Source organism: Streptomyces sp. NPDC050732, assembly GCF_040654255.1.
Classification (GTDB): domain Bacteria; phylum Actinomycetota; class Actinomycetes; order Streptomycetales; family Streptomycetaceae; genus Streptomyces.
The window spans coordinates 16086-36702 of record NZ_JBFAHP010000020.1 but is presented as its reverse complement, the minus strand read 5'-3'; the positions used below and the strand labels follow the sequence as shown (position 1 = coordinate 36702).

Genomic DNA, 20617 nt, shown 5'->3' with positions numbered 1-20617 from the left:
GGTGACCTCAGCCCGCGACATCGAAGCCCTCCCCCGTCAGCGCCACGAACGCGTCCTCCAGAGAGGCACGTTCGAGGCCGAAGCCGCGGACGCGGACGCCCGCGCCGACCAGCGCGGCGTTCAGTTCGGCCAGGTCCAGGTCCTGACCGGACCCGTCCTGCCCGGACCCGTCTTGACCGGACCCGTTCTGACCGGACCCGTTCTGACCTGGGAGTTCGCCGGTAACACGGTCCTCCGTAGAGACCAGGTCCGTCACGCCCTGCTCCTTCAGGACCCGGGCCGCCTCGCCCGGGTCCGGTGTCGTCACGACGAGCCTGCCCCGCGCGCCCGCCGCCAGCTCGGCGACGGACCCCTGGGTGATCAGACGGCCCTGGGTCATCACGGCCGCGTGCGTGCAGACCTGCTCGATCTCGTCGAGCAGGTGCGAGGAGAGGAAGACGGTCGTGCCCTCCGCGGCCAGCTCCCGCACCAGGGTGCGGATCTCGCGCATGCCTTGCGGGTCGAGGCCGTTCGTCGGCTCGTCGAGGACGAGGAGCTTGCGCGGCTGGAGCAGCGCCGCCGCGAGCCCGAGGCGCTGCTTCATGCCGAGGGAGTACGCCTTCGCCTTCTTGCCGGCGGCCGCGGTGAGCCCGACCCGGTCGAGCGCCGCCTCGGCCCGCGCCTTCCGGGTGCGCGGGTCCGCGGTCGGGTCCGCGGAGTCGTACCGCAGGAGGTTGTCGCGGCCCGACAGGAAGCCGTAGAGGGCGGGCCCCTCGATCAGCGCGCCCACGTGCGGCAGGACGGTGCGCGTGGCGCGCGGCATGGGGCGGCCGAGGACCTGGGCGCGGCCGGAGGTCGGCTCGATGAGGCCCATCAGCATGCGGATCGTCGTCGTCTTGCCCGAGCCGTTCGGCCCGAGGAAGCCGAAGACGCTGCCTTCCGGGACGGTGAGGTCGAGCCGGTCGACGGCGAGGTGTTTTCCGTAGCGCTTGGTGAGCGCGTGCGTCTCGATGACATGCTCCACCGAGCCCTCCGAACTGCCGTTGCTGCCCGGCACACTGCCCTCCCGTCGTCCGAAGAGACGGATGGAAGGTGCCCGGCCGGCACCTCCCATCCGCCGTTTCCCTATGCCGTACGCACCGCTAGTGCGCCTCGTTCGCCGCCTTCACCAGCGCGTCCTTGGTGACCGCGCCCACGTAGACCGTGCCGTCGTCGGTGACGAGGGCGTTGATCAGGCGGGTCGAGAAGACCGTGCCGGCGCCGAAGTCGCCGTTGACCTGGTCGCCCAGCGAGTCGAGCAGCTTCTGCGCGTCCTGCGGGACGTCGCCGGAGCCGGCCGTCGGCAGGCCCTTGCCGCCGGGCAGCTTCAGCTCGGCGATGGAGCTCCAGCCCGTCCCGATGACCTTGGGTTCGTTGAGGTCGCCCTCGCCGAACTCCTTGCCGTCCTTGCCCTTGAAGTCGCGGCTCCGCTCGCCCTGCTCGTCGGCCTCGGTGACCTTCGTGCCCTTGGGGGGCGTGAAGTCGAAGGTGGACGCGGACGGCTTGCCGAAGTCGACCTTCGTGAAGCCCGCGTCGACGACGGCCGCGCCGCCGGAGGCCGGGGTCAGGGTGAACTTGAGCGGTGTGCCGGTCTTCTCGTCCACCGCGACGGTGATCCGGCCGACCGTCGAGCCGTCCTGCTTCGGCTTGATCACCAGGCGGTACGCGTCGCGGCCCGCGACCTGCGCGGTGCCGTCGACCTCGACGGACGTGGTGTCGTCGACGGCCTTCAGGGCCTGCTCGGCGAACTCCTTCGGGGTGCTGGGCAGCTCGCCGTCAAGCCCCTTCGGCACGTCCTTGCCGTGCTTGTCGCCCTTCTCCGGAGAGGCGCCCTCGTCCTTCGCGTGGTAGGCCTCGTTCGACGCGCTGTCGTACGCCCACACGTCGTCGCCGTTGTGGATCAGGCTGTACTCGGAGGCGTCGCCCAGGACGGACACCTTCTGCTTGTCGGGGCCGTCGGCCGCGACGCGCAGCGTGTGCGTGCCGGACGCCAGCTCCATCAGCTTGCTCTTGGGGTCGGCCGCCGAGCCCTTCTCGTCGCCGTCGCCCTCGCCCCGGTCCGCGCCGCCCCCGCCGCCGAAGCCGCCCGCCATGCCGCCGAACGACGGCAGGCCCAGGTCGGTGCTGATCTTGACGTTGCCGGAGAGCTGCTGCGTGTCCGACGCGGCGATCTTCTCGATGAGCTCCTGTGCGGTGACCTTCGGGAGGTCCGGGTCGCCCGATGTGGCGAGCGCCGGGACGAGTCCGATCGTCGCCGCCGCCACCCCCGCCACCGCGATCGGGACCGCGTAGCGGGCCGCCTTGCGGCGGCCGGCGCGCACGTCCGCGGCCTCGCTGGTGTCCTTCGCCGATTCGTACGGTGCCATTGTCTGCCTTACCTCCGTGGTCGGCGGCGGCCTTCCCTGTACGTGTCTTCGTCCACCCTGTGCCGCCATTCTCACCCGAATAGGTCAGGAGTGGTTGTTCTCGTTGGACTCCATCCGACCAAATCGGCCACCAAGAAGCGTCAGACCCCGGAAGCAACTCCATGTACTGCTCTGGGATGACATGAAGCGGCGGTGCCTCCCCCGTCCCGTAGGGGGTGGCACCGCCGATCGACAGTGTGGGCTCCGGCGGACGGCCGGAGAAGGAGACGTGCTCTCAGCCCGCCCGGTGCACCACGAGGTCGCAGAGCTCGATCAGCGACGCCTTCGCGTCGCCCTCGGGCAGCGGTCCCAGGGCGGCCCGCGCGCTCTCCGCGTAGTGGACCGTGTCCCTGCGCGCGTGTTCGAGGGCGGGGTGCGTGCGCAGCCTGGTGAGGGCCTCCGCGTGCCGTGCGTCGTCCGTGAGGTCCGAGTCGAGGAGCTCGCACAGGGCGATGTCCTCGGCGAGGCCGAGCCGCGCGGCCCGCTCGCGCAGGCGCAGCACCGGCAGCGTGGGGATGCCCTCGCGCAGGTCCGTGCCCGGCGTCTTGCCGGACTCGTGCGAGTCGGAGGCGATGTCGAGCACGTCGTCGGCGAGCTGGAAGGCGACGCCGAGCCGCTCCCCGTACTGCGTGAGGACGTCCACGACGGTCTCGTCCGCGCCGGACATCATCGCGCCGAACCGGCAGGCCACGGCGACCAGCGAGCCGGTCTTGCCCCTGAGCACGTCGAGGTAGTGGTCGACCGGGTCGCGGCCCTCGGTCGGTCCCGCGGTCTCCAGGATCTGGCCGGTGACCAGCCGCTCGAAGGCCTCCGCCTGGATGCGGACGGCCTCGGGGCCGAGGTCGGCCAGGATGTACGAGGCGCGGGCGAAGAGAAAGTCGCCGGTCAGCACGGCGACGGAGTTCCCCCAGCGCTGGTTGGCGCTCTCGACGCCGCGGCGCACATCGGCCTCGTCCATGACGTCGTCGTGGTACAGCGTCGCGAGGTGCGTCAGCTCGACGACGACGGCGGAGGGCACGACACCCGGCGCGTAGGGGTCGCCGAACTGGGCAGCGAGCATCACGAGCAGCGGACGGAAACGCTTGCCCCCGGCACGGACCAGGTGCTGGGCGGCCTCGGTGATGAAGGGCACCTCGCTCTTGGTGGCTTCGAGCAGTCCCTCCTCGACAGCCGCCAATCCGACCTGGACATCGGCTTCGAGAGCCTGGTCCCGCACGCTCAGCCCAAAAGGCCCGACGACGGTCACGAGAGGTTCTCCTGTCTGCTGACGATCACATGGCCAACTCGGTCGATCATTGGATCTCGGTCGATGACACGGGTTTGTCGATGTGTCGCTGCCATCACTCAAGTCAGCGTATCCGGTCGACTTTCGATCACGGCGAGCACCTGCCCGCCCGTCGCACGCCGCCGCGCTGGTCGGAGCGGATCCCGAGGCTCCGCGCAGCCTCTTCGCACACCAGGCCGAGCGGCGCGCAAAGCTCACCGGTATGTTCGTGATCGGCCCATAAGACCGAGAAGACCGCCCTGCACCGCAAGACCCGTAACGACCGGGAGAAGCATCTTTGTCCCGTACTACGGCCGAGTACGAGCCGCCAGCCGAGCCGTCCGGCGACCCACCGCCGGGCGACGACCGCGCCTTCTTCGGGCAGCCGCGCGGCCTGCTCACCCTCTCCGGTCTTGAGGTCTGGGAGCGCTTCTCGTTCCTCGGCATGCAGGCCATCCTGGTCCTCTACTTCGCCGACTCCGTCGCGAACGACGGCATGGGGATGGACGCCGGTACGGCCGCGTCGGTCTCAGCGGCGTACGGCACGCTGGTCTACCTCGTCTCCGTGGCGGGCGGCTGGCTCGCCGACCGCATCCTCGGCTCGTACCGCGCGGTGCTGTGGGGCGGCATCCTCATCGCCTGCGGCCACTACTCGATGGCCGTGCCGACGGCGACGATGACCTGGGTGGGGCTCGGTCTGATCAGCGCGGGCACCGGCCTCCTCAAGCCCAACGTCGCCTCGATGGTCGGCAAGCTCTACCGCACCGAGGACGAGCGCCGCGACGCGGGCTTCGCGCTGTACTACATGGCGATCAACGTAGGCGCCTTCGCGGGCCCGCTGATCACCGGCTGGCTCGGCGACCACAAGGGCTGGCACTGGGGCTTCTCGGCGGCCGCGATCGGCATGACCTTCGGTCTCGTCCAGTACGTCGCGGGACGGCGCCATCTCGCGGGACGGAAGGCGTCCGCCGAGTTCGCCCTGCCGAGGGACGCGATGCGCCGGGCCGTCCTGATGATCGTCGCCGGCCTCGTCGTGGCCGCCGCCGTCGCCGGGCTCCTTGCCGCCGCCGGCCGGCTCACCATGGACCGCTTCGTCGACCTGCTCACCCTGATCTCGGTGATCGCGCCGGTCGTCTACTTCGCGGTGATGTTCCGCAGCCCGCGCGTGAGCGCCGAGGAGCGCGGCCGCCTCAGACCGTACGTGGTCCTCTTCCTGGCCTCGGTCGTCTTCAACTTCATCCTCTTCCAGGCGTACTCGACGATGATCCTGCTGGCGTCGACGAACGCCGAGACGTCGATCTTCGGCTTCACCTTCCCCGCAAGCTGGTACGCCTCCGCGCTCGGCGCCTTCGAGGTCGGCCTCGCGCCCGTCGTCGCCGCCGTCTGGGCGCGGATGGGGAGGCGTCAGCCGCACGCCTCCAACAAGATCGCCTTCGGGGTGATCCTGGGCGGCCTGTCGTTCCTCCTGATGACGCTGCCCACCTCGGGGCACGCCGACGACACGTACAAGATGGCGGTCTGGTGGATCGTCGGCTCGTACCTGCTGCTCGGGCTCGGCGACATCCTCGTGGAGACCTCGGGCATGTCGGCGACGACCAAGCTCGCCCCGAAGGCCTTCGCCAGCCAGACGATGGCCCTGTGGTTCCTCTCCCTCGCACTCGCCAACGGCATCCAGGCGCAGGTCGTGAAGGTCTACGGAGAGGTCTCCAACCCGGCGTACTTCGGCGTGAACGGCGGAATCGCCGTGCTCGCGGGCATCGCCGTGATCGCGCTCGCACCGTGGCTGCGCCGCACCATGCACCCCGTCCACTAGGGCACCCCGCCCACCGGAGACACCCCGTCCACTGAGGTTCCACTCATGCAGATCCGCGACTCCTTCCCGTACGAGACCACCCGCGAGGACTTCCGCGTACCCCTCTCCGACGGGACCAGGCTCTACGCGCGCGTGTGGCGCCCGGTCACCGACGAGCCCGTCCCCGTGCTCCTCGAATACCTCCCCTACCGCCTCAGCGACTGGACGGCGCCGCGCGACTGGCAGCGCCACCCCTGGTACGCGGGCCACGGCTACGCCTCCGTGCGCGTCGACGTCCGCGGCCACGGCAACAGCGAGGGCCTGCCCACCGACGAATACGCGCCGCAGGAGCTGGCCGACGGCGTCGAGGTCGTCCACTGGCTGGCCGCGCAGCCCTGGTCGACCGGCAAGGTCGGCATGTTCGGCATCTCCTGGGGCGGCTTCAACTCCCTCCAGATCGCGGCGCTCGCACCCGAGCCGCTCAAGGCGATCGTCACGGTCTGCTCGGCGGACGACCGCTACGACAACGACGTGCACTACATGGGCGGTTCCGTCCTCGCGGTGGACATGCACGCGTGGGCGGCGACGATGCTCGCCTTCGCGTCGCGCCCGCCGGACCCGTACTTCGTGGGCGACGCCTGGCGCGAGATGTGGCTGACGCGCCTCGAAGCCGTCGAACCCCTCATCCACACCTGGCTGGACCACCAGACCCGCGACGCCTACTGGCGGCACGGCAGCGTCTGCGAGGACTACTCCGCGATCGGCGCCGCGGTGCTCGCGGTCGGCGGCTGGCACGACCCGTACCGCGACACCGTCCTGCGGCTGGTCGAGCACCTCCCCGACGAGCAGGTGCGCGGCCTCATCGGCCCCTGGTCGCACCAGTACCCGGACCGCGGCCTGCCGCCCGGCCCCGCGATCGGCTTCCTCCAGGAGACCCTGCGCTGGTGGGACCACCACCTCAAGGGCATCGACACCGGCGTGATGGCCGAGCCGAAGCTCCGCTCCTGGATCAGCGACTCGCACCCGCCGGCGACGGTCTACCCGGAGCTGCCCGGCGGCTGGGTCGGCGACCCGTCCTGGCCGTCCCCGAACGTCACCCCCGTGTCGTACGCGCTCCAGGGCACCCCCGTCCTCGTCGACTCCCCGCACCACACGGGCCTGGACGCGGGCCGCTTCTTCCCCTTCGGGAACAACGCGGACCTGCCGCCGGACCAGCGGGACGAGGACGCGAAGTCGGCGTGCTTCGAATTCGAGGTCCCTTCGGAGGTACGGATCCTCGGGCGTCCCAGGGTGACGCTGCGGCTGCGGATGGACGTGCCGTACGGCCAGGCCGTCGCCCGCCTCTGCGACATCGCCCCCGACGGCTCGTCCACCCTGGTCACCCGGGGCGTGCTCAACCTCTCGGCGCGGCACGGCAGGGACCGCGCGGACGCCTGGCCCCTCGGCGCCACCGAGGACGTGACGTTCGAGCTCAACGGCATCGGCCACACCTTCCCGCCGGGCCACCGCATCCGCCTCGCGGTCTCCTCCGCGTACTGGCCCTGGATCTGGCCGCAGGCGGACTCCGTCGGCTTCACCCTGGAGCCGGTGGGCAGCTCACTGGAACTCCCCACGCGCGAGGGCGACTTCGACCCGTCGATCGTCTTCGGGCCCGCAGAGCAGTCCGAGCCGCTCGGCGTGGTGTACCCGGCGACCCTGGACGAACAGCGGCCCGAGCGCCTCGTCGTACGCGACGTCGCCAAGGGCGAGTGGCGCCTTGAGGTCGACCCGCGCTACGGCGGCACGCGCGTGTACCCCGACGGCCTCGAATTCACCGAGGACGCGCTGGAGACGTACACGATCCAGGAGGGCGACCCGCTGAGCGCCCGCACCCGCTCGGACTGGACGATCCGCCTGCACCGACCCGAACTCGGCTGGGACACGCGCGTCGAGACCCGCTCGGAGATCACCTGCGACGCGGCGGACTTCATCACCTCGAACGAGGTGGTGTGCAAGGCCGGCGACGAGGTCGTCTTCCACCGGACGTGGGAGAAGCGGATCCGGCGGACCGCGGGCTAGGGCGTGTCTTTTGGATCGGTCCGGCGACCGCCCAGGAGCAGACGGTCGAGGACGACGGCGATGCCGTCGTCCTCGTTCGAGAGGGTCAACTCGTCGGCCACCGCTTTGAGTTCCCCATGGGCGTTGGCCATGGCCACGCCGTGGGCGGCCCACAGGAACATGGGGATGTCGTTGGGCATGTCCCCGAAGGCGATCGTGTCCGCGGCCGTCAGGCCGAGCCGCTCGGCGGCCAGCGCGAGCCCGGTCGCCTTGGTGACCCCGCACGGCTGGAGCTCCACCGTGCCGGGCCCCGACATGGTGACCGACGCGAGCGAGCCCACCGCGTCGCGCGCCACCGCCGCCAACTCGTCGTCGGGCAGCAGCGGATGGCGCAGGAGCACCTTGCTGATGGGCTCCTCCCAGAGCACGTCCCGCTTGGGCACCCGCATCGCGGGAAGCGTGGGATGCGGCATCTCGTACCCCGGCTCGATGAGCGTGAGGCCGTGGACGCCGTCCTGGTCCACGGCCGCGTAGACCTGCCCGACCTCCGCCTCGATCTTGCCGAGCGCGGCCTCGGCGAGCTCGCGGTCGAGCTTCACCGACCACTCCATCCGGTTCGCGCCCGCGTCGTACAGCTGCGCCCCCTGACCGCACACGGCCAGGCCCGCATAGCCGAGTTCGTCCAGGAGCGGCCTCACCCGTGGCGCCGGGCGGCCTGTCACCACGAGGTGCCGGGCGCCCGCCTCGCTCACGGCGGCCAGTGCCCGCCGCGACCGGTCCGAGACCGTGTCGTCGCCGCGCAGCAGCGTCCCGTCCAGGTCAGTGGCGATGAGTGCATATGCGAGGGGAGCGGCCATGATCCAGAGAATACGGATCCTGCGCTCCACCGGAAGCTGCTTGGCAAGGTGCGCATACGGCCGGGTGAGGACGGGCGGTTCCTCCCTCACAGGAAAGCGGAAGGTGATATTCCGCCTCGCACAGCGAGAGTTATTCGGACATTGCGCACTCTTCAGGCACTGCCGCAACAGGCCCTCCACACGTAACGTGTGGCACACCCCTATGGAAAGCGAGGCAGGTACGCATGTCCGAGCAGACCCCGCTCGACCCGGCCGCCGGTGACTCCACCGACCTCCCCGGAGGCCCCACCGGTCACCCCGAGGGCGGCTCCACCGGTCTTCCCGAGGGCGACCCCTTCGGCCTTCCCGAGGGCGACCCCTTCGGACCGCACAACCTCCCCTACGGCGTGTTCTCCCTGACCGGTGAGGCGACCGGCCGGCGCAGGGTCGGGGTACGGCTCGGCTCGTACGTCCTGGACGCGGGCGCCGCGGCCGCCGCCCTCGGCTCCCCCTACGTCTCGCTCCTCGCCCGCCCCACCCTCAACCCGCTGCTCGCCGCGGGCCGCACCGCCTGGTCCGACGTGCGGCGCGCCCTGACGGCGTGGGTGACGGTGCCCGCCCACCGCGAAGCCGTACGCCCCCTGCTGCACCCCCTCTCCGAAGTGACCCTGCACCTGCCGTTCGAAATCGCGGACTACGTCGACTTCTACGCCTCGGAGAACCACGCGACGAACCTGGGCAAGATGTTCCGCCCGGACTCGCCGACCCCGCTGACCCCCAACTGGAAGCACCTGCCCATCGGTTACCACGGCCGGTCCGGCACGGTCGTGGTCTCGGGGACGGACGTGGTCCGCCCGACGGGCCAGCGCAAGGCGCCCGCCGACACGGCTCCCGTCTTCGGCCCCTCAGTGCGGCTCGACATCGAGGCGGAGGTCGGCTTCGTGGTCGGCACCTCCTCGACGCACGGAACGCCCGTCCCCCTGGCGGACTTCCGGGAGCACGTCTTCGGGCTCACCCTCCTCAACGACTGGTCCGCGCGCGACATCCAGGCCTGGGAGTACGTCCCGCTCGGGCCGTTCCTCGGGAAGTCCTTCGCCACCTCGGTCTCCGCGTGGATCACCCCGCTGGAGGCGCTGGACTCGGCGCGGGTCGCACCCCCGGAGCGCACGCACCCGCTCCTGCCCTACCTGGACGACTCCGCGGAGTCGTCGGCGGACGAGCCCGGCGGCTACGACCTGCGCATGACGGTCACCCTCAACGGCCAGGTCATCTCCGAGCCGCCGTTCTCCACCGTGTACTGGACGGCCGCGCAGCAACTGGCGCACATGACGGTCAACGGCGCCTCACTCCGCACCGGCGACCTGTACGGCTCGGGCACGGTCAGCGGCTCCGAGCCCGGTCAGTACGGCTCCCTGATCGAGATCACCTGGAACGGCCGCGACCCCCTCGAACTCCCCGACGGCAAGCGCACCTTCCTGGAGGACGGCGACGAGGTCACCCTCTCCGCCTGGGCCCCGGGCCCCGACGGCACGAAGGTGGGCCTCGGCGAGGTGACGGGCCGAATCGCACCGGCGAGGTAGCTCACGACGGGGCGGTGGCGAGGACGACGGGGCGACGGCGCCTGCGACCGCGGCTGCTGGGGCGAGGGCGACCTGCCCGCGCGCAGCCGCGTGTCAGGACGTCCAGTCCGGCTCCTCCTCATCGCCCCAGCCCAGCTCCGCCTCATCGGCCGGAGCTGAGGCCCCGCCGCCGGCCCGCCTGACTGAGGCACCGCCACCGGCCGGCCCGCCGGCGGGGGCACCGACAGGTGTCGCCGTCGGCCGGGCCTCCCCGTCAGGCGCCCCGCCAGAACCCGGGCTGCCGCCCACGAACTCCGCCACGACCCCGACCACACCCTCGCCGTACGTCGCCCGCTTCTTCTCGCCCACTCCGCTGATGCCTTCGAGGTCCGACACGGAGGTGGGCCGCAGCGTCGCGATCTCCCGGAGCGTGGCGTCGTGGAAGATCACGTACGCCGGGACGCCCTGCTCCTTCGCCTGGGCGCCGCGCCAGGCGCGCAGCGCCTCGAAGAGCGGCACCGCCTCCTGGGGCAGCTCGGCGACCGCCGCCGCCGACTTCGCCTTGCGCTCGCCCTTGGACCCCCGCGCCGCCGGAGCCCGCTTCGGCTCCTTGCGCAGCCGCACCTCGCGCTCGCGGCCCAGGACGGACCCGCTCGTCTCGGTGAGCACCAGCGTGCCGTACTCCCCCTCGACGGCGAGCAGGCCCTGCGCGAGCAACTGCCGGACCACGCCCCGCCATTCGGCCTCCGCCAGCTCCTCGCCGATACCGAAGACCGACAGCTGGTCGTGGTCGAACTGGATGACCTTCGCGGTCTTCTTGCCGAGCAGGATGTCGATGATCTGGCCCGCGCCGAACTTCTGGCCGCGCTCCCGCTGGAGGCGCACCACCGTGGACAGCACCTTCTGCGCGGCCACCGTGCCGTCCCAGGTCTCGGGCGGGGTGAGGCACGTGTCGCAGTTCCCGCAGGACTCCGCCGCCGCTTCCTGGCCGAAGTAGGTGAGGAGCTGGGTGCGGCGGCACTGCGCGGTCTCGCAGAGCGCCAGCATCGAGTCGAGGTGCGAGGCCGCCCGGCGGCGGAACGCCTCGTCGCCCTCGCTGCCCTGGATCATCTTGCGCTGCTGCACGACGTCCTGGAGGCCGTACGCCATCCAGGCCGTGGAGGGCAGGCCGTCGCGGCCCGCGCGGCCCGTCTCCTGGTAGTACCCCTCGACCGACTTGGGCAGGTCGAGGTGGGCGACGAAGCGGACGTCCGGCTTGTCGATGCCCATGCCGAAGGCGATCGTGGCGCAGACGACGAGACCTTCCTCCCGCAGGAAGCGCGACTGGTGCGCCGCGCGCGTGCCGCCGTCGAGGCCCGCGTGGTACGGGACGGCCTCGATGCCGTTCCTGCACAGGAACTCGGCGGTCTTCTCCACCGAATTGCGCGAGAGGCAGTAGACGATGCCGGCGTCGCCCGCGTGCTCCTCCTTCAGGAAGGACAGGAGCTGCTTCTTCGGCTCGGCCTTCGGCACGATGCGGTACTGGATGTTGGGCCGGTCGAAGCTCGCCACGAAGTGCTTGGCGTCCGGCATGCCGAGCCGCTCGGTGATCTCCCGGTGCGTGGCGTGCGTGGCCGTCGCGGTCAGGGCGATCCGCGGCACGTCGGGCCAGCGCTGCCCGAGCACGGAGAGCGCGAGATAGTCGGGCCGGAAGTCGTGCCCCCACTGGGCGACGCAGTGCGCCTCGTCGATCGCGAAGACGGAGATCCTGCCCCGCGAGAGGAGGTCCAGGGTGGCGTCCAGCCGCAGCCGCTCCGGTGCGAGATACAGCACGTCGAGCTCGCCCGCGAGGAACTCCGCCTCCATGACGCGGCGCTCGTCGAAGTCCTGCGTGGAGTTGATGAACCCGGCGCGCACCCCGAGCGCCCGCAGCGCGTCCACCTGGTCCTGCATGAGCGCGATGAGCGGGGAGACCACGACGCCCGTGCCCGGTCTGACCAGGGCCGGGATCTGGTAGCAGAGGGACTTGCCGCCGCCGGTCGGCATGAGGACGACGGCGTCGCCGCCGGCCACCACGTGGTCGATGATCGTTTCCTGCTCGCCGCGGAAGGCGTCGTACCCGAAGACGCGGTGGAGCGTCCGCAGGGCGTCGCTCTCCGTCACGGAGCCGGTCGCCGCGTCCGGCGCCGCTACCGCCGCCGTCACCTCGCTCATGCCTTTGGTCCCATCCATCGCCCTGTCCCCCGCCGTGCTTCCTGCCTCGGCCACTACCTCGACCACTGCCTCCACGATAGGGCTCCCCACCGACACCCCGGACAGTTATCCACAGGCAACCGCCCGGCACCCCCTCTCGGGATGCCGGGCGGCGACACATGTACGAAAGAACGTACGACAGAGACCGAGGAACCGGGCTACCGGACGAAGACCCCCGCCTGGTTCGCCAGATCCAGGAAGTACTGCGGAGCCACGCCGAGGACCAGCGTCACCGCGACGCCCACAGCGATCGCCGTCATCGTCAGCGGTGAGGGCACGGCGACCGTGGGGCCGTCCGCCTTCGGCTCGCTGAAGAACATCAGGACGATCACGCGGATGTAGAAGAACGCGGCGATCGCCGACGACAGGACACCGACCACGACCAGCGCGCCCGCGCCGCCCTCGGCGGCCGCCTTGAAGACCGCGAACTTCCCGGTGAACCCGGAGGTCAGCGGGATGCCGGCGAAGGCGAGCAGGAAGACCGCGAAGACCGCGGCGACCAGTGGTGACCTGCGGCCGAGACCCGCCCACTTCGACAGGTGTGTCGCCTCGCCGCCCGCGTCCCGCACCAGTGTGACGACGGCGAAGGCGCCGATGGTCACGAAGGAGTAGGCGCCCAGGTAGAAGAGGACGGAGGAGATGCCGTCCGGGGTAGTGGCGATCACACCGGCGAGGATGAAGCCGGCGTGCGCGATCGACGAGTACGCGAGGAGTCGCTTGATGTCGGTCTGCGTGATCGCGATGATCGCGCCGCCCAGCATCGTGATGATCGCGACGCCCCACATCACCGGCCGCCAGTCCCAGCGCAGGCCCGGCAGCACCACGTAGAGGAGGCGGAGGAGCGCGCCGAACGCGGCCACCTTCGTCGCCGCCGCCATGAAGCCGGTGACCGGCGTCGGGGCGCCCTGGTAGACGTCCGGGGTCCACATGTGGAACGGCACCGCGCCCACCTTGAAGAGCAGCCCCATCACCACCATCGCGACGCCGATCAGGAGCAGCGCGTCATTGCCCATGGTGTCGGCGAGCGCCGGGTTCACGGTCTTGACATTGCCCTCGACGACGTTCGCGATCGTCGCGTACGACACGGAGCCCGCGTAGCCGTAGAGGAGCGCGATGCCGAAGAGCGTGAACGCCGACGCGAACGCGCCGAGCAGGAAGTACTTGACGGCGGATTCCTGCGACATCAGGCGCTTGCGGCGGGCGAGCGCGCAGAGCAGGTACAGCGGCAGGGAGAAGACTTCCAGCGCGATGAAGAGCGTCAGGAGGTCGTTGGCCGCGGGGAAGACGAGCATGCCGCCGATGGCGAAGAGCGCCAGCGGGAACACCTCGGTGGTGGTGAACCCGGCCTTGGTGGCGGCCTGTTCACCTTCGCTGCCCGGTACGGATCCGGCCTGCGCCGCGAACGAGTCGACGCGGTTGCCGTGCGCCGCCGGGTCGAGGCGCCGCTCCGCGAAGGTGAAGATCGCGACGATTCCGGTGAGCAGGATGGTGCCCTGCAGGAAGAGCGCCGGTCCGTCGACCGCGATCGCGCCCATCGCCGCGATCTGGGCCTTGGTGGTGCCGAAACCGCGGGCCGCGAGTCCGACGACCGCGGCGAAGGCGGCGGCCAGGGCGACCACGGACACGAAGAGCTGTACGTAGTAACGGGACTTGCGGGGGACGAAGGCTTCGATGAGCACTCCGAGGACGGCCGCGCCGATGACGATCAACGTCGGCGACAGCTGTCCGTACTCGATGTCCGGCGCGTCGATCTTGCCGATCGGTTCTGCCGCCGTTGTCCACAGGCTGTGGACGGCTGTTGCGCTCACTTGGCCGCCTCCACCTCGGGCTTGGGGTCTTTCTTCTGTACGTCGGACATCGTGTGCTCGACCGCCGGGTTGACCACCTCGGTGAGCGGCTTCGGGTACACCCCGAGGCCGATCAGGAGCGCGATCAGCGGTGCCACGACGACCAGTTCACGCACCCGCAGGTCGGGCATGGTCGCGACCTCCGCCTTCACGGGGCCCGTCATCGTCCGCTGGTAGAGGACGAGGGTGTACAGCGCGGCGAGCACGATGCCGACGGTCGCGATGATGCCGACCACCGGGTAGCGCGCGAACGCGCCGACCAGGACCAGGAACTCACTCACGAAGGGCGCGAGTCCGGGGAGCGACAGCGTCGCGAGACCGCCGATCAGGAAGGTGCCCGCGAGCACCGGGGCGACCTTCTGCACCCCTCCGTAGTCGGCGATCAGACGCGAGCCGCGCCGCGAGATCAGGAAGCCGGCCACCAGCATCAGCGCGGCGGTCGAGATGCCGTGGTTGACCATGTAGAGCGTCGCGCCGGACTGGCCCTGCGACGTCATCGCGAAGATGCCGAGCACGATGAAGCCGAAGTGGGAGATCGACGCGTACGCCACGAGGCGCTTGATGTCGCGCTGGCCGACCGCGAGCAGCGCTCCGTAGATGATGCTGATCAGGGCGAGGACGAGGATGACGGGCGTCGCCCAGTCGCTCGCCTCCGGGAAGAGCCCGAGGCAGAACCGCAGCATCGCGAACGTGCCGACCTTGTCGACGACGGCCGTGATCAGCACGGCGACCGGGGCGGTGGACTCTCCCATCGCGTTCGGCAGCCAGGTGTGCAGGGGCCACAGCGGCGCCTTCACCGCGAAGGCGAAGAAGAAGCCGAGGAAGAGCCACCGCTCGGTGTTGGTCGCCATGTCGAGCGATCCGTCCGCGCGCGCGGCGGCGATCTCCTGGAGCGAGAAGTTCCCCGCGACCACATAGAGCCCGATCACGGCGGCCAGCATGATGAGGCCGCCGACGAGGTTGTAGAGGAGGAACTTCACGGCGGCGTACGAGCGTTGCGCCGAGGCGTTCTCGTCGCTGCCCGCGTGGGCGCGGTCTCCGAAGCCGCCGATGAGGAAGTACATCGGGATGAGCATGGCTTCGAAAAAGATGTAGAAGAGGAAGACGTCGGTGGCCTCGAAGGAGATGATCACCATCGCTTCGACGGCCAGGATCAGGGCGAAGAAGCCCTGCGTCGGCCGCCAGCGCGACGATTTGGTCTCCAGAGGATCCGCGTCGTGCCAGCCCGCCAGGATGATGAAGGGGATCAGGAGTGCGGTGAGCGCGATGAGTGCGACGGCGATGCCGTCGACCCCGAGCTCGTACCGCACGCCGAAGTCCTTGATCCAGGCGCGTGATTCGGTCAGTTGATAGCGGTCGCCGTCCGGATCGAACCGTACGAGCACGGTCGCGGCGAGGCCGAGCGTGGCGAGCGAGACGAGCAGGGCGAGCCACTTGGCGGCGGTCCGCCGGGCGGCCGGAACGGCTGCCGTGGCGATCGCGCCGACCGCGGGCAGGACCGCCGTCGCTGTCAGGAGGGGAAAGGACATCGGTATCAGACCGCCCTCATCAGCAGGGTCGCGGCGATGAGCACCGCAGCGCCGCCGAACATCGAGACCGCGTAGGAGCGGGCGTAGCCGTTCTGCAGTTTGCGCAGGCGTCCGGAGAGGCCGCCCATCGAGGCCGCCGTGCCGTTGACGACCCCGTCGACCAGGGTGTGGTCCACATAGACCAGGGACCGCGTGAGGTGCTCGCCGCCGCGGACCAGGACGACGTGGTTGAAGTCGTCCTGGAGGAGGTCGCGACGGGCGGCGCGGGTGAGCACCGAGCCGCGCGGGGCGGTGACCGGGACGGGCCGGCGGCCGTACTGGACGTAGGCGAGGGCGACGCCGATGACGAGGACCACCATGGTGGCGCCCGTGACGGTGGCCGCGCTCAGTGGCGAGTCGCCGTGGTCGTGGTGGGTGACCGGCTCCAGCCAGTGCATGAAGCGGTCACCGATGCTGAAGAAGCCACCCGCGAACACCGACCCGAAGGCGAGCACGATCATCGGGATCGTCATGGACTTCGGCGACTCGTGCGGGTGCGGTTCGTCGTGCGCGCCCCGGGTTTCCGCGGCGGGCTCGACGTCCGGCCGGTCCGGGGAGGCCGTCGGCCGGTTGCGCCAGCGCTCCTCTCCGAAGAAGGTCATGATCATCACGCGCGTCATGTAGTACGCGGTGATGGCCGCGCCCAGGAGCGCCACCGAGCCGAGGATCCAGCCCTCCGTGCCGCCCTTGGCGAACGCCGCTTCGATGATCTTGTCCTTGGAGAAGAAGCCGGACAGACCGGGGAAGCCGATGATCGCCAGATAGCCGAGGCCGAAGGTCACGAAGGTGACCGGCATGTACTTCCTGAGGCCGCCGTACTTCCGCATGTCGACCTCGTCGTTCATGCCGTGCATGACCGAACCGGCGCCGAGGAAGAGCCCGGCCTTGAAGAAGCCGTGCGTCACCAGGTGCATGATCGCGAAGACGTAGCCGACGGGGCCGAGGCCCGCGGCCAGGATCATGTAGCCGATCTGGGACATCGTCGAGCCGGCGAGGGCCTTCTTGATGTCGTCCTTCGCGCAACCGACGATCGCACCGAACAGCAGCGTGACCGCGCCGACGACGGTGACGGCGAGCTGGGCCTCCGGGGCGGCGTTGAAGATCTCGCCGGAGCGGACGATCAGGTACACACCCGCGGTCACCATCGTGGCGGCGTGGATCAGGGCCGAGACCGGGGTCGGGCCCTCCATCGCGTCGCCCAGCCAGGACTGCAGCGGCACCTGCGCGGACTTGCCGCACGCGGCGAGCAGCAGCATCAGGCCGATGGCGGTGAGCTTGCCCTCCGACGCCCCGTCCGTCGCCTCCAGGACCGGACCGAAGGCGAAGGTCCCGAAGGTCGTGAACATCAGCATGATGGCGATCGACAGGCCCACGTCACCGACGCGGTTGACCAGGAAGGCCTTCTTCGCGGCGGTGGCCGCGCTGGGCTTGTGCTGCCAGAAGCCGATCAGGAGGTACGAGGCGAGGCCGACGCCCTCCCATCCGACGTACAGGAGAAGGTAGTTGTCGGCGAGGACCAGGAGGAGCATCGCCGCGAGGAAGAGGTTCAGGTAGCCGAAGAAGCGGCGGCGCCGCTCGTCGTGCTCCATGTACCCGATGGAGTAGATGTGGATGAGCGTGCCCACACCGGAGATCAGCAGGACGAACGTCATCGACAGCTGGTCGAGCTGGAAGGCGACGTCCGCCTGGAAGCCCTCGACGGGGATCCAGCTGAACAGGTGCTGCGACAGCGAGCGTTCCTCGGCGCCCTTGCCCAGCATGTCGGTGAACAGCACGACGGCGATGACGAAGGAGGCGGCCGCGAGCAGCGTGCCGAGCCAGTGGCCCGCGCGGTCCAGTGCCCGGCCGCCGCACAGCAGTACGGCCGCTCCGAGCAGCGGCGCCGCGACGAGCAGCGCAATCAAGTTCTCCACGATTCAGCGACCCCTCAGAGCTTCATCAGGCTGGCGTCGTCGACCGAGGCCGAGTGGCGGGAACGGAACAGCGACACGATGATCGCGAGCCCGACCACGACCTCCGCGGCGGCGACGACCATCGTGAAGAACGCGATGATCTGGCCGTCGAGGTTGCCGTGCATCCGGGAGAAGGCCACGAACGCGAGGTTGCAGGCGTTGAGCATGAGCTCGATGCACATGAACACCACGATCGCGTTCCGCCTGATGAGCACGCCGGTCGCGCCGATCGTGAACAACAGGGCGGCGAGGTAGAGGTAGTTGACGGGGTTCACTTCGACGCCTCCTCGGTCCGCCCGATGTCGTCGCTCCGCAGGTCGGGCCGCTCCAGGCGATCGGTGGAGCGCTGCTCAAGGGCGCGCAGGTCGTCGAGGGCCTCGCTCGACACGTCGCGGATCTGGCCGCGCTCGCGCAGCGTCCTGTTGACCGTGAGCTCCGACGGGGTGCCGTCGGGGAGCAGGCCCGCGATGTCCACGGCGTTGTGCCGGGCGTAGACACCCGGGGCCGGCAGCGGCGGCAGGTGCTTGCCCTCGCGCACGCGCTCCTCGGAGAGCTCGCGCTGCGTCTTGGCGCGCTCCGTGCGCTCCCGGTGGGTGAGGACCATCGCGCCGACCGTCGCCGTGATGAGCAGGGCGCCGGTGATCTCGAAGGCGAAGACGTACTTGGTGAAGATGAGCCCGGCGAGGCCTTCCACATTGCCTCCGGAGTTCGCCTTGGTGAGGCCGTTGAACTCCTTCACCGAGGCGTTCCCGATGCCCGCGAAGAGCAGCACCGCGAAGCCGAGTCCGCAGAGCAGGGCCAGCCAGCGCTGGCCCTTGATGGTCTCCGTCAGGGAGTCGGCGGCGGTGACGCCGACGAGCATGACCACGAAGAGGAAGAGCATCATGATCGCGCCGGTGTAGACGACGATCTGGACGATGCCCAGGAAGTACGCGCCGTTGGCCAGGTAGAACACCGCGAGGATGATCATGGTCCCGGCCAGGCAGAGCGCGCTGTGCACGGCCTTCTTCATGAGGATGGTGCACAGGGCGCCGATCACCGCGACCGTGCCGAGCACCCAGAACTGGAAGGCCTCGCCGGTGGAGGTCGTATAGGCGGCGAGCTGCGTCATCGGCCGACCACCTTCTCCGACGCCGGCTCGCCGTCCCCGAAGTCCGAGGCCGCCTCCTGGGGCGTCTCCCCCTTGGAGAGGGCGACTTGCGGGACCGTGCCCGGCGCCGCCTCGGTCACCAGGCCCCGGTAGTAGTCCTGCTCGTCCATGCCGGGGAAGATCGAGTGCGGGCTGTCGACCATGCCCTCTTCCAGACCGGCGAGCAGTTGCTCCTTGGTGTAGATGAGGTTGGCGCGGCTGGTGTCGGCAAGCTCGAATTCGTTCGTCATCGTCAGCGCGCGCGTGGGGCACGCCTCGATGCACAGGCCGCACAGGATGCAGCGGGCGTAATTGATCTGGTAGACGCGGCCGTACCGCTCGCCGGGCGAATACCTCTCCTCTTCCGTGTTGTCCGCGCCCTCCACATAGATGGCGTCCGCCGGACAGGCCCAGGCGCAGAGCTCACAGCCGACGCACTTCTCCAGGCCGTCCGGATGGCGGTTCAGCTGGTGCCTGCCGTGGAAGCGGGGAGCTGTGGTCTTCTGCTGCTCCGGATACTGCTCGGTCAGCCGCTTCTTGAACATGGCCTTGAAGGTCACGCCGAAGCCCGCGACAGGGTTCTGGAACCCTTGCTTCGATTGATTCGGGTCGTGCGACTCCTGGTTCGACTCAGCCATCGGACGCCTCCTTTCCATCACTTCGGGTTCCGTCACTTTGAGTATCCGGGCCACCACTGACAATCAGCTCCCGCTCATGGCGCGGGCGGCGGCGCGGGACGGGTGGCAGGGTCTGGCCGGGCAGCGGCGGAACAGGGAATCCGCCCGCCATGGGGTCGAAGGCGACCGGCTTCTCCTCCTCGGCGGCGGCTTCCTTCTCGCGTTTGTCGCGGAAGATGTCGACGACGACGGAGAGCAGCAGCAGCGCGATGACCCCGCCGCCCACATAGAGCGCGATCGAGGTGAATTCGTAGTCCTCGTTCCGCATCGCCCTGACCGTGGCGACGAGCATCAGCCAGACGACCGAGACCGGGATCAGGACCTTCCAGCCGAGCTTCATCAGCTGGTCGTAGCGGACGCGGGGCAGCGAACCGCGCAGCCAGATGAAGAAGAACAGCAGCAGCTGGACCTTGATCACGAACCAGAGCATCGGCCACCAGCCGTGGTTCGCGCCCTCCCAGAACGTGCTGATCGGATACGGCGCCCGCCAGCCTCCCAGGAAGAGCGTGACCGACACCGCCGAGACGGTGACCATGTTGATGTACTCGGCGAGCATGAACATCGCGAACTTGATGGAGGAGTACTCGGTGTTGAAGCCACCGACGAGGTCGCCCTCGGACTCCGGCATGTCGAACGGCGCGCGGTTGGTCTCGCCGATCATCGTCACGATGTAGATCAGGAACGACACCGGCAGGAGCAGCACGTACCAGCGGTCGGCCTGCGCCTCGACGATCGTCGACGTCGACATCGACCCCGAGTAGAGGAAGACGGAGGCGAAGGCCGCGCCCATCGCGATCTCGTAGGAGATCATCTGCGCGCAGGAGCGCAGGCCGCCGAGGAGCGGGTACGTCGAGCCGGAGCTCCAGCCCGCGAGCACGATGCCGTAGATGCCGACGGAGGCGACCGCGAGGATGTACAGCATCGCGATCGGCAGGTCGGTGAGCTGCATCGTGGTGCGCTGACCGAAGATCGAGACTTCGTTGCCCGCCGGCCCGAAGGGGATCACCGCGATCGCCATGAAGGCCGGGATCGCCGCGATGACCGGGGCGAGGACATAGACCACCTTGTCCGCGCGCTTGACGATCACGTCTTCCTTGAGCATCAGCTTGACGCCGTCCGCGAGGGACTGCAGCAGACCCCAGGGGCCGTTCCGGTTGGGGCCGATGCGCAGCTGCATCCAGGCGACGACCTTGCGCTCCCACACGATGGCGAAGAGGACCGTCACCATCAGGAACGCGAAGCAGAAGACCGCCTTGAAGGCGACAAGCCACCAGGGGTCGCGGCCGAACATGGACAGGTCC

At 69.8% G+C, this 20617-nt stretch carries 15 protein-coding genes; 3 read left to right on the top strand and 12 right to left on the bottom strand.

The genetic code is table 11. The features are described from left to right. Positions 1 to 7 precede the first annotated feature (7 nt). The 3 genes from AB0H82_RS19550 to AB0H82_RS19540 all read right to left on the bottom strand — a co-directional run bounded on the left by AB0H82_RS19550 (position 8) and on the right by AB0H82_RS19540 (position 3669). A complete protein-coding gene (locus AB0H82_RS19550; RefSeq protein WP_362994318.1) occupies positions 8 to 1036 on the bottom strand; it encodes an ABC transporter ATP-binding protein in 1029 nt (342 codons plus the stop codon). Positions 1037 to 1121: 85 nt separating this feature from the next. Then, positions 1122 to 2384, bottom strand: coding sequence for a DUF2092 domain-containing protein (locus tag AB0H82_RS19545; RefSeq protein WP_362994316.1), 1263 nt, complete (start codon positions 2382 to 2384; stop codon positions 1122 to 1124). 274 nt (positions 2385 to 2658) lie between these two features. Continuing rightward, the gene (locus tag AB0H82_RS19540; protein ID WP_362994314.1) at positions 2659 to 3669 is read right to left on the bottom strand and encodes a polyprenyl synthetase family protein; all 1011 of its coding nucleotides are present in this window, start codon (positions 3667 to 3669) and stop codon (positions 2659 to 2661) included. 316 nt (positions 3670 to 3985) lie between these two features. Here AB0H82_RS19540 and AB0H82_RS19535 point away from each other — a divergent pair, with 316 nt between their 5' ends. Together AB0H82_RS19535 and AB0H82_RS19530 are read left to right on the top strand one after the other, a co-directional pair. Then, positions 3986 to 5500: a peptide MFS transporter gene (locus AB0H82_RS19535; protein ID WP_362994312.1), complete on the top strand. Its 1515-nt coding sequence runs from the start codon at positions 3986 to 3988 to the stop codon at positions 5498 to 5500. 45 nt (positions 5501 to 5545) lie between these two features. Beyond that, positions 5546 to 7537 carry a CocE/NonD family hydrolase gene (locus tag AB0H82_RS19530; RefSeq protein ID WP_362994310.1) on the top strand — a complete coding sequence of 664 codons (1992 nt, stop codon included), beginning with the start codon at positions 5546 to 5548 and terminating at the stop codon, positions 7535 to 7537. Here AB0H82_RS19530 and AB0H82_RS19525 read toward each other — a convergent pair. Next, positions 7534 to 8373: an HAD family hydrolase gene (locus tag AB0H82_RS19525; protein ID WP_362994308.1), complete on the bottom strand. Its 840-nt coding sequence runs from the start codon at positions 8371 to 8373 to the stop codon at positions 7534 to 7536. The genes AB0H82_RS19530 and AB0H82_RS19525 overlap by 4 nt on opposite strands. A 224-nt stretch (positions 8374 to 8597) precedes the next feature. On the opposite strand from AB0H82_RS19525, the gene fahA reads away from it, so the two are divergent. Next, the gene (gene fahA / locus AB0H82_RS19520) at positions 8598 to 9932 is read left to right on the top strand and encodes a fumarylacetoacetase (protein ID WP_362994306.1); all 1335 of its coding nucleotides are present in this window, start codon (positions 8598 to 8600) and stop codon (positions 9930 to 9932) included. Positions 9933 to 10025: 93 nt separating this feature from the next. On the opposite strand, the gene recQ is transcribed toward fahA, so the two are convergent. The 8 genes from recQ to nuoH form a co-directional block, all read right to left on the bottom strand. After that, positions 10026 to 12104, bottom strand: coding sequence for a DNA helicase RecQ (gene recQ, locus AB0H82_RS19515; RefSeq protein WP_362994304.1), 2079 nt, complete (start codon positions 12102 to 12104; stop codon positions 10026 to 10028). A gap of 197 nt (positions 12105 to 12301) precedes the next feature. Beyond that, positions 12302 to 13951, bottom strand: a complete 1650-nt coding sequence (nuoN, locus tag AB0H82_RS19510; RefSeq protein ID WP_362994302.1) for an NADH-quinone oxidoreductase subunit NuoN — start codon at positions 13949 to 13951, stop codon at positions 12302 to 12304. Continuing rightward, positions 13948 to 15519, bottom strand: a complete 1572-nt coding sequence (locus AB0H82_RS19505; RefSeq protein ID WP_362994301.1) for an NADH-quinone oxidoreductase subunit M — start codon at positions 15517 to 15519, stop codon at positions 13948 to 13950. The genes nuoN and AB0H82_RS19505 overlap by 4 nt, the downstream gene beginning before the upstream one ends. 5 nt (positions 15520 to 15524) lie before the next feature. Next, positions 15525 to 17471, bottom strand: coding sequence for an NADH-quinone oxidoreductase subunit L (gene nuoL / locus AB0H82_RS19500; protein ID WP_362994299.1), 1947 nt, complete (start codon positions 17469 to 17471; stop codon positions 15525 to 15527). 14 nt (positions 17472 to 17485) lie between these two features. Next, a complete protein-coding gene (gene nuoK, locus AB0H82_RS19495) occupies positions 17486 to 17785 on the bottom strand; it encodes an NADH-quinone oxidoreductase subunit NuoK (protein ID WP_003974374.1) in 300 nt (99 codons plus the stop codon). Then, positions 17782 to 18621 (bottom strand): NADH-quinone oxidoreductase subunit J, encoded by an 840-nt coding sequence (locus tag AB0H82_RS19490; protein WP_362994297.1) that lies wholly within the window; start codon positions 18619 to 18621, stop codon positions 17782 to 17784. Before AB0H82_RS19490 ends, nuoK begins: the two co-directional genes overlap by 4 nt. Then, positions 18618 to 19277 carry an NADH-quinone oxidoreductase subunit NuoI gene (gene nuoI / locus AB0H82_RS19485; RefSeq protein WP_362994295.1) on the bottom strand — a complete coding sequence of 220 codons (660 nt, stop codon included), beginning with the start codon at positions 19275 to 19277 and terminating at the stop codon, positions 18618 to 18620. Before nuoI ends, AB0H82_RS19490 begins: the two co-directional genes overlap by 4 nt. Further along, complete coding sequence (nuoH, locus tag AB0H82_RS19480) at positions 19270 to 20607, bottom strand: NADH-quinone oxidoreductase subunit NuoH (RefSeq protein ID WP_362994489.1); 1338 nt, start codon at positions 20605 to 20607, stop codon at positions 19270 to 19272. The genes nuoI and nuoH overlap by 8 nt, the downstream gene beginning before the upstream one ends. Positions 20608 to 20617: the final 10 nt, after the last annotated feature.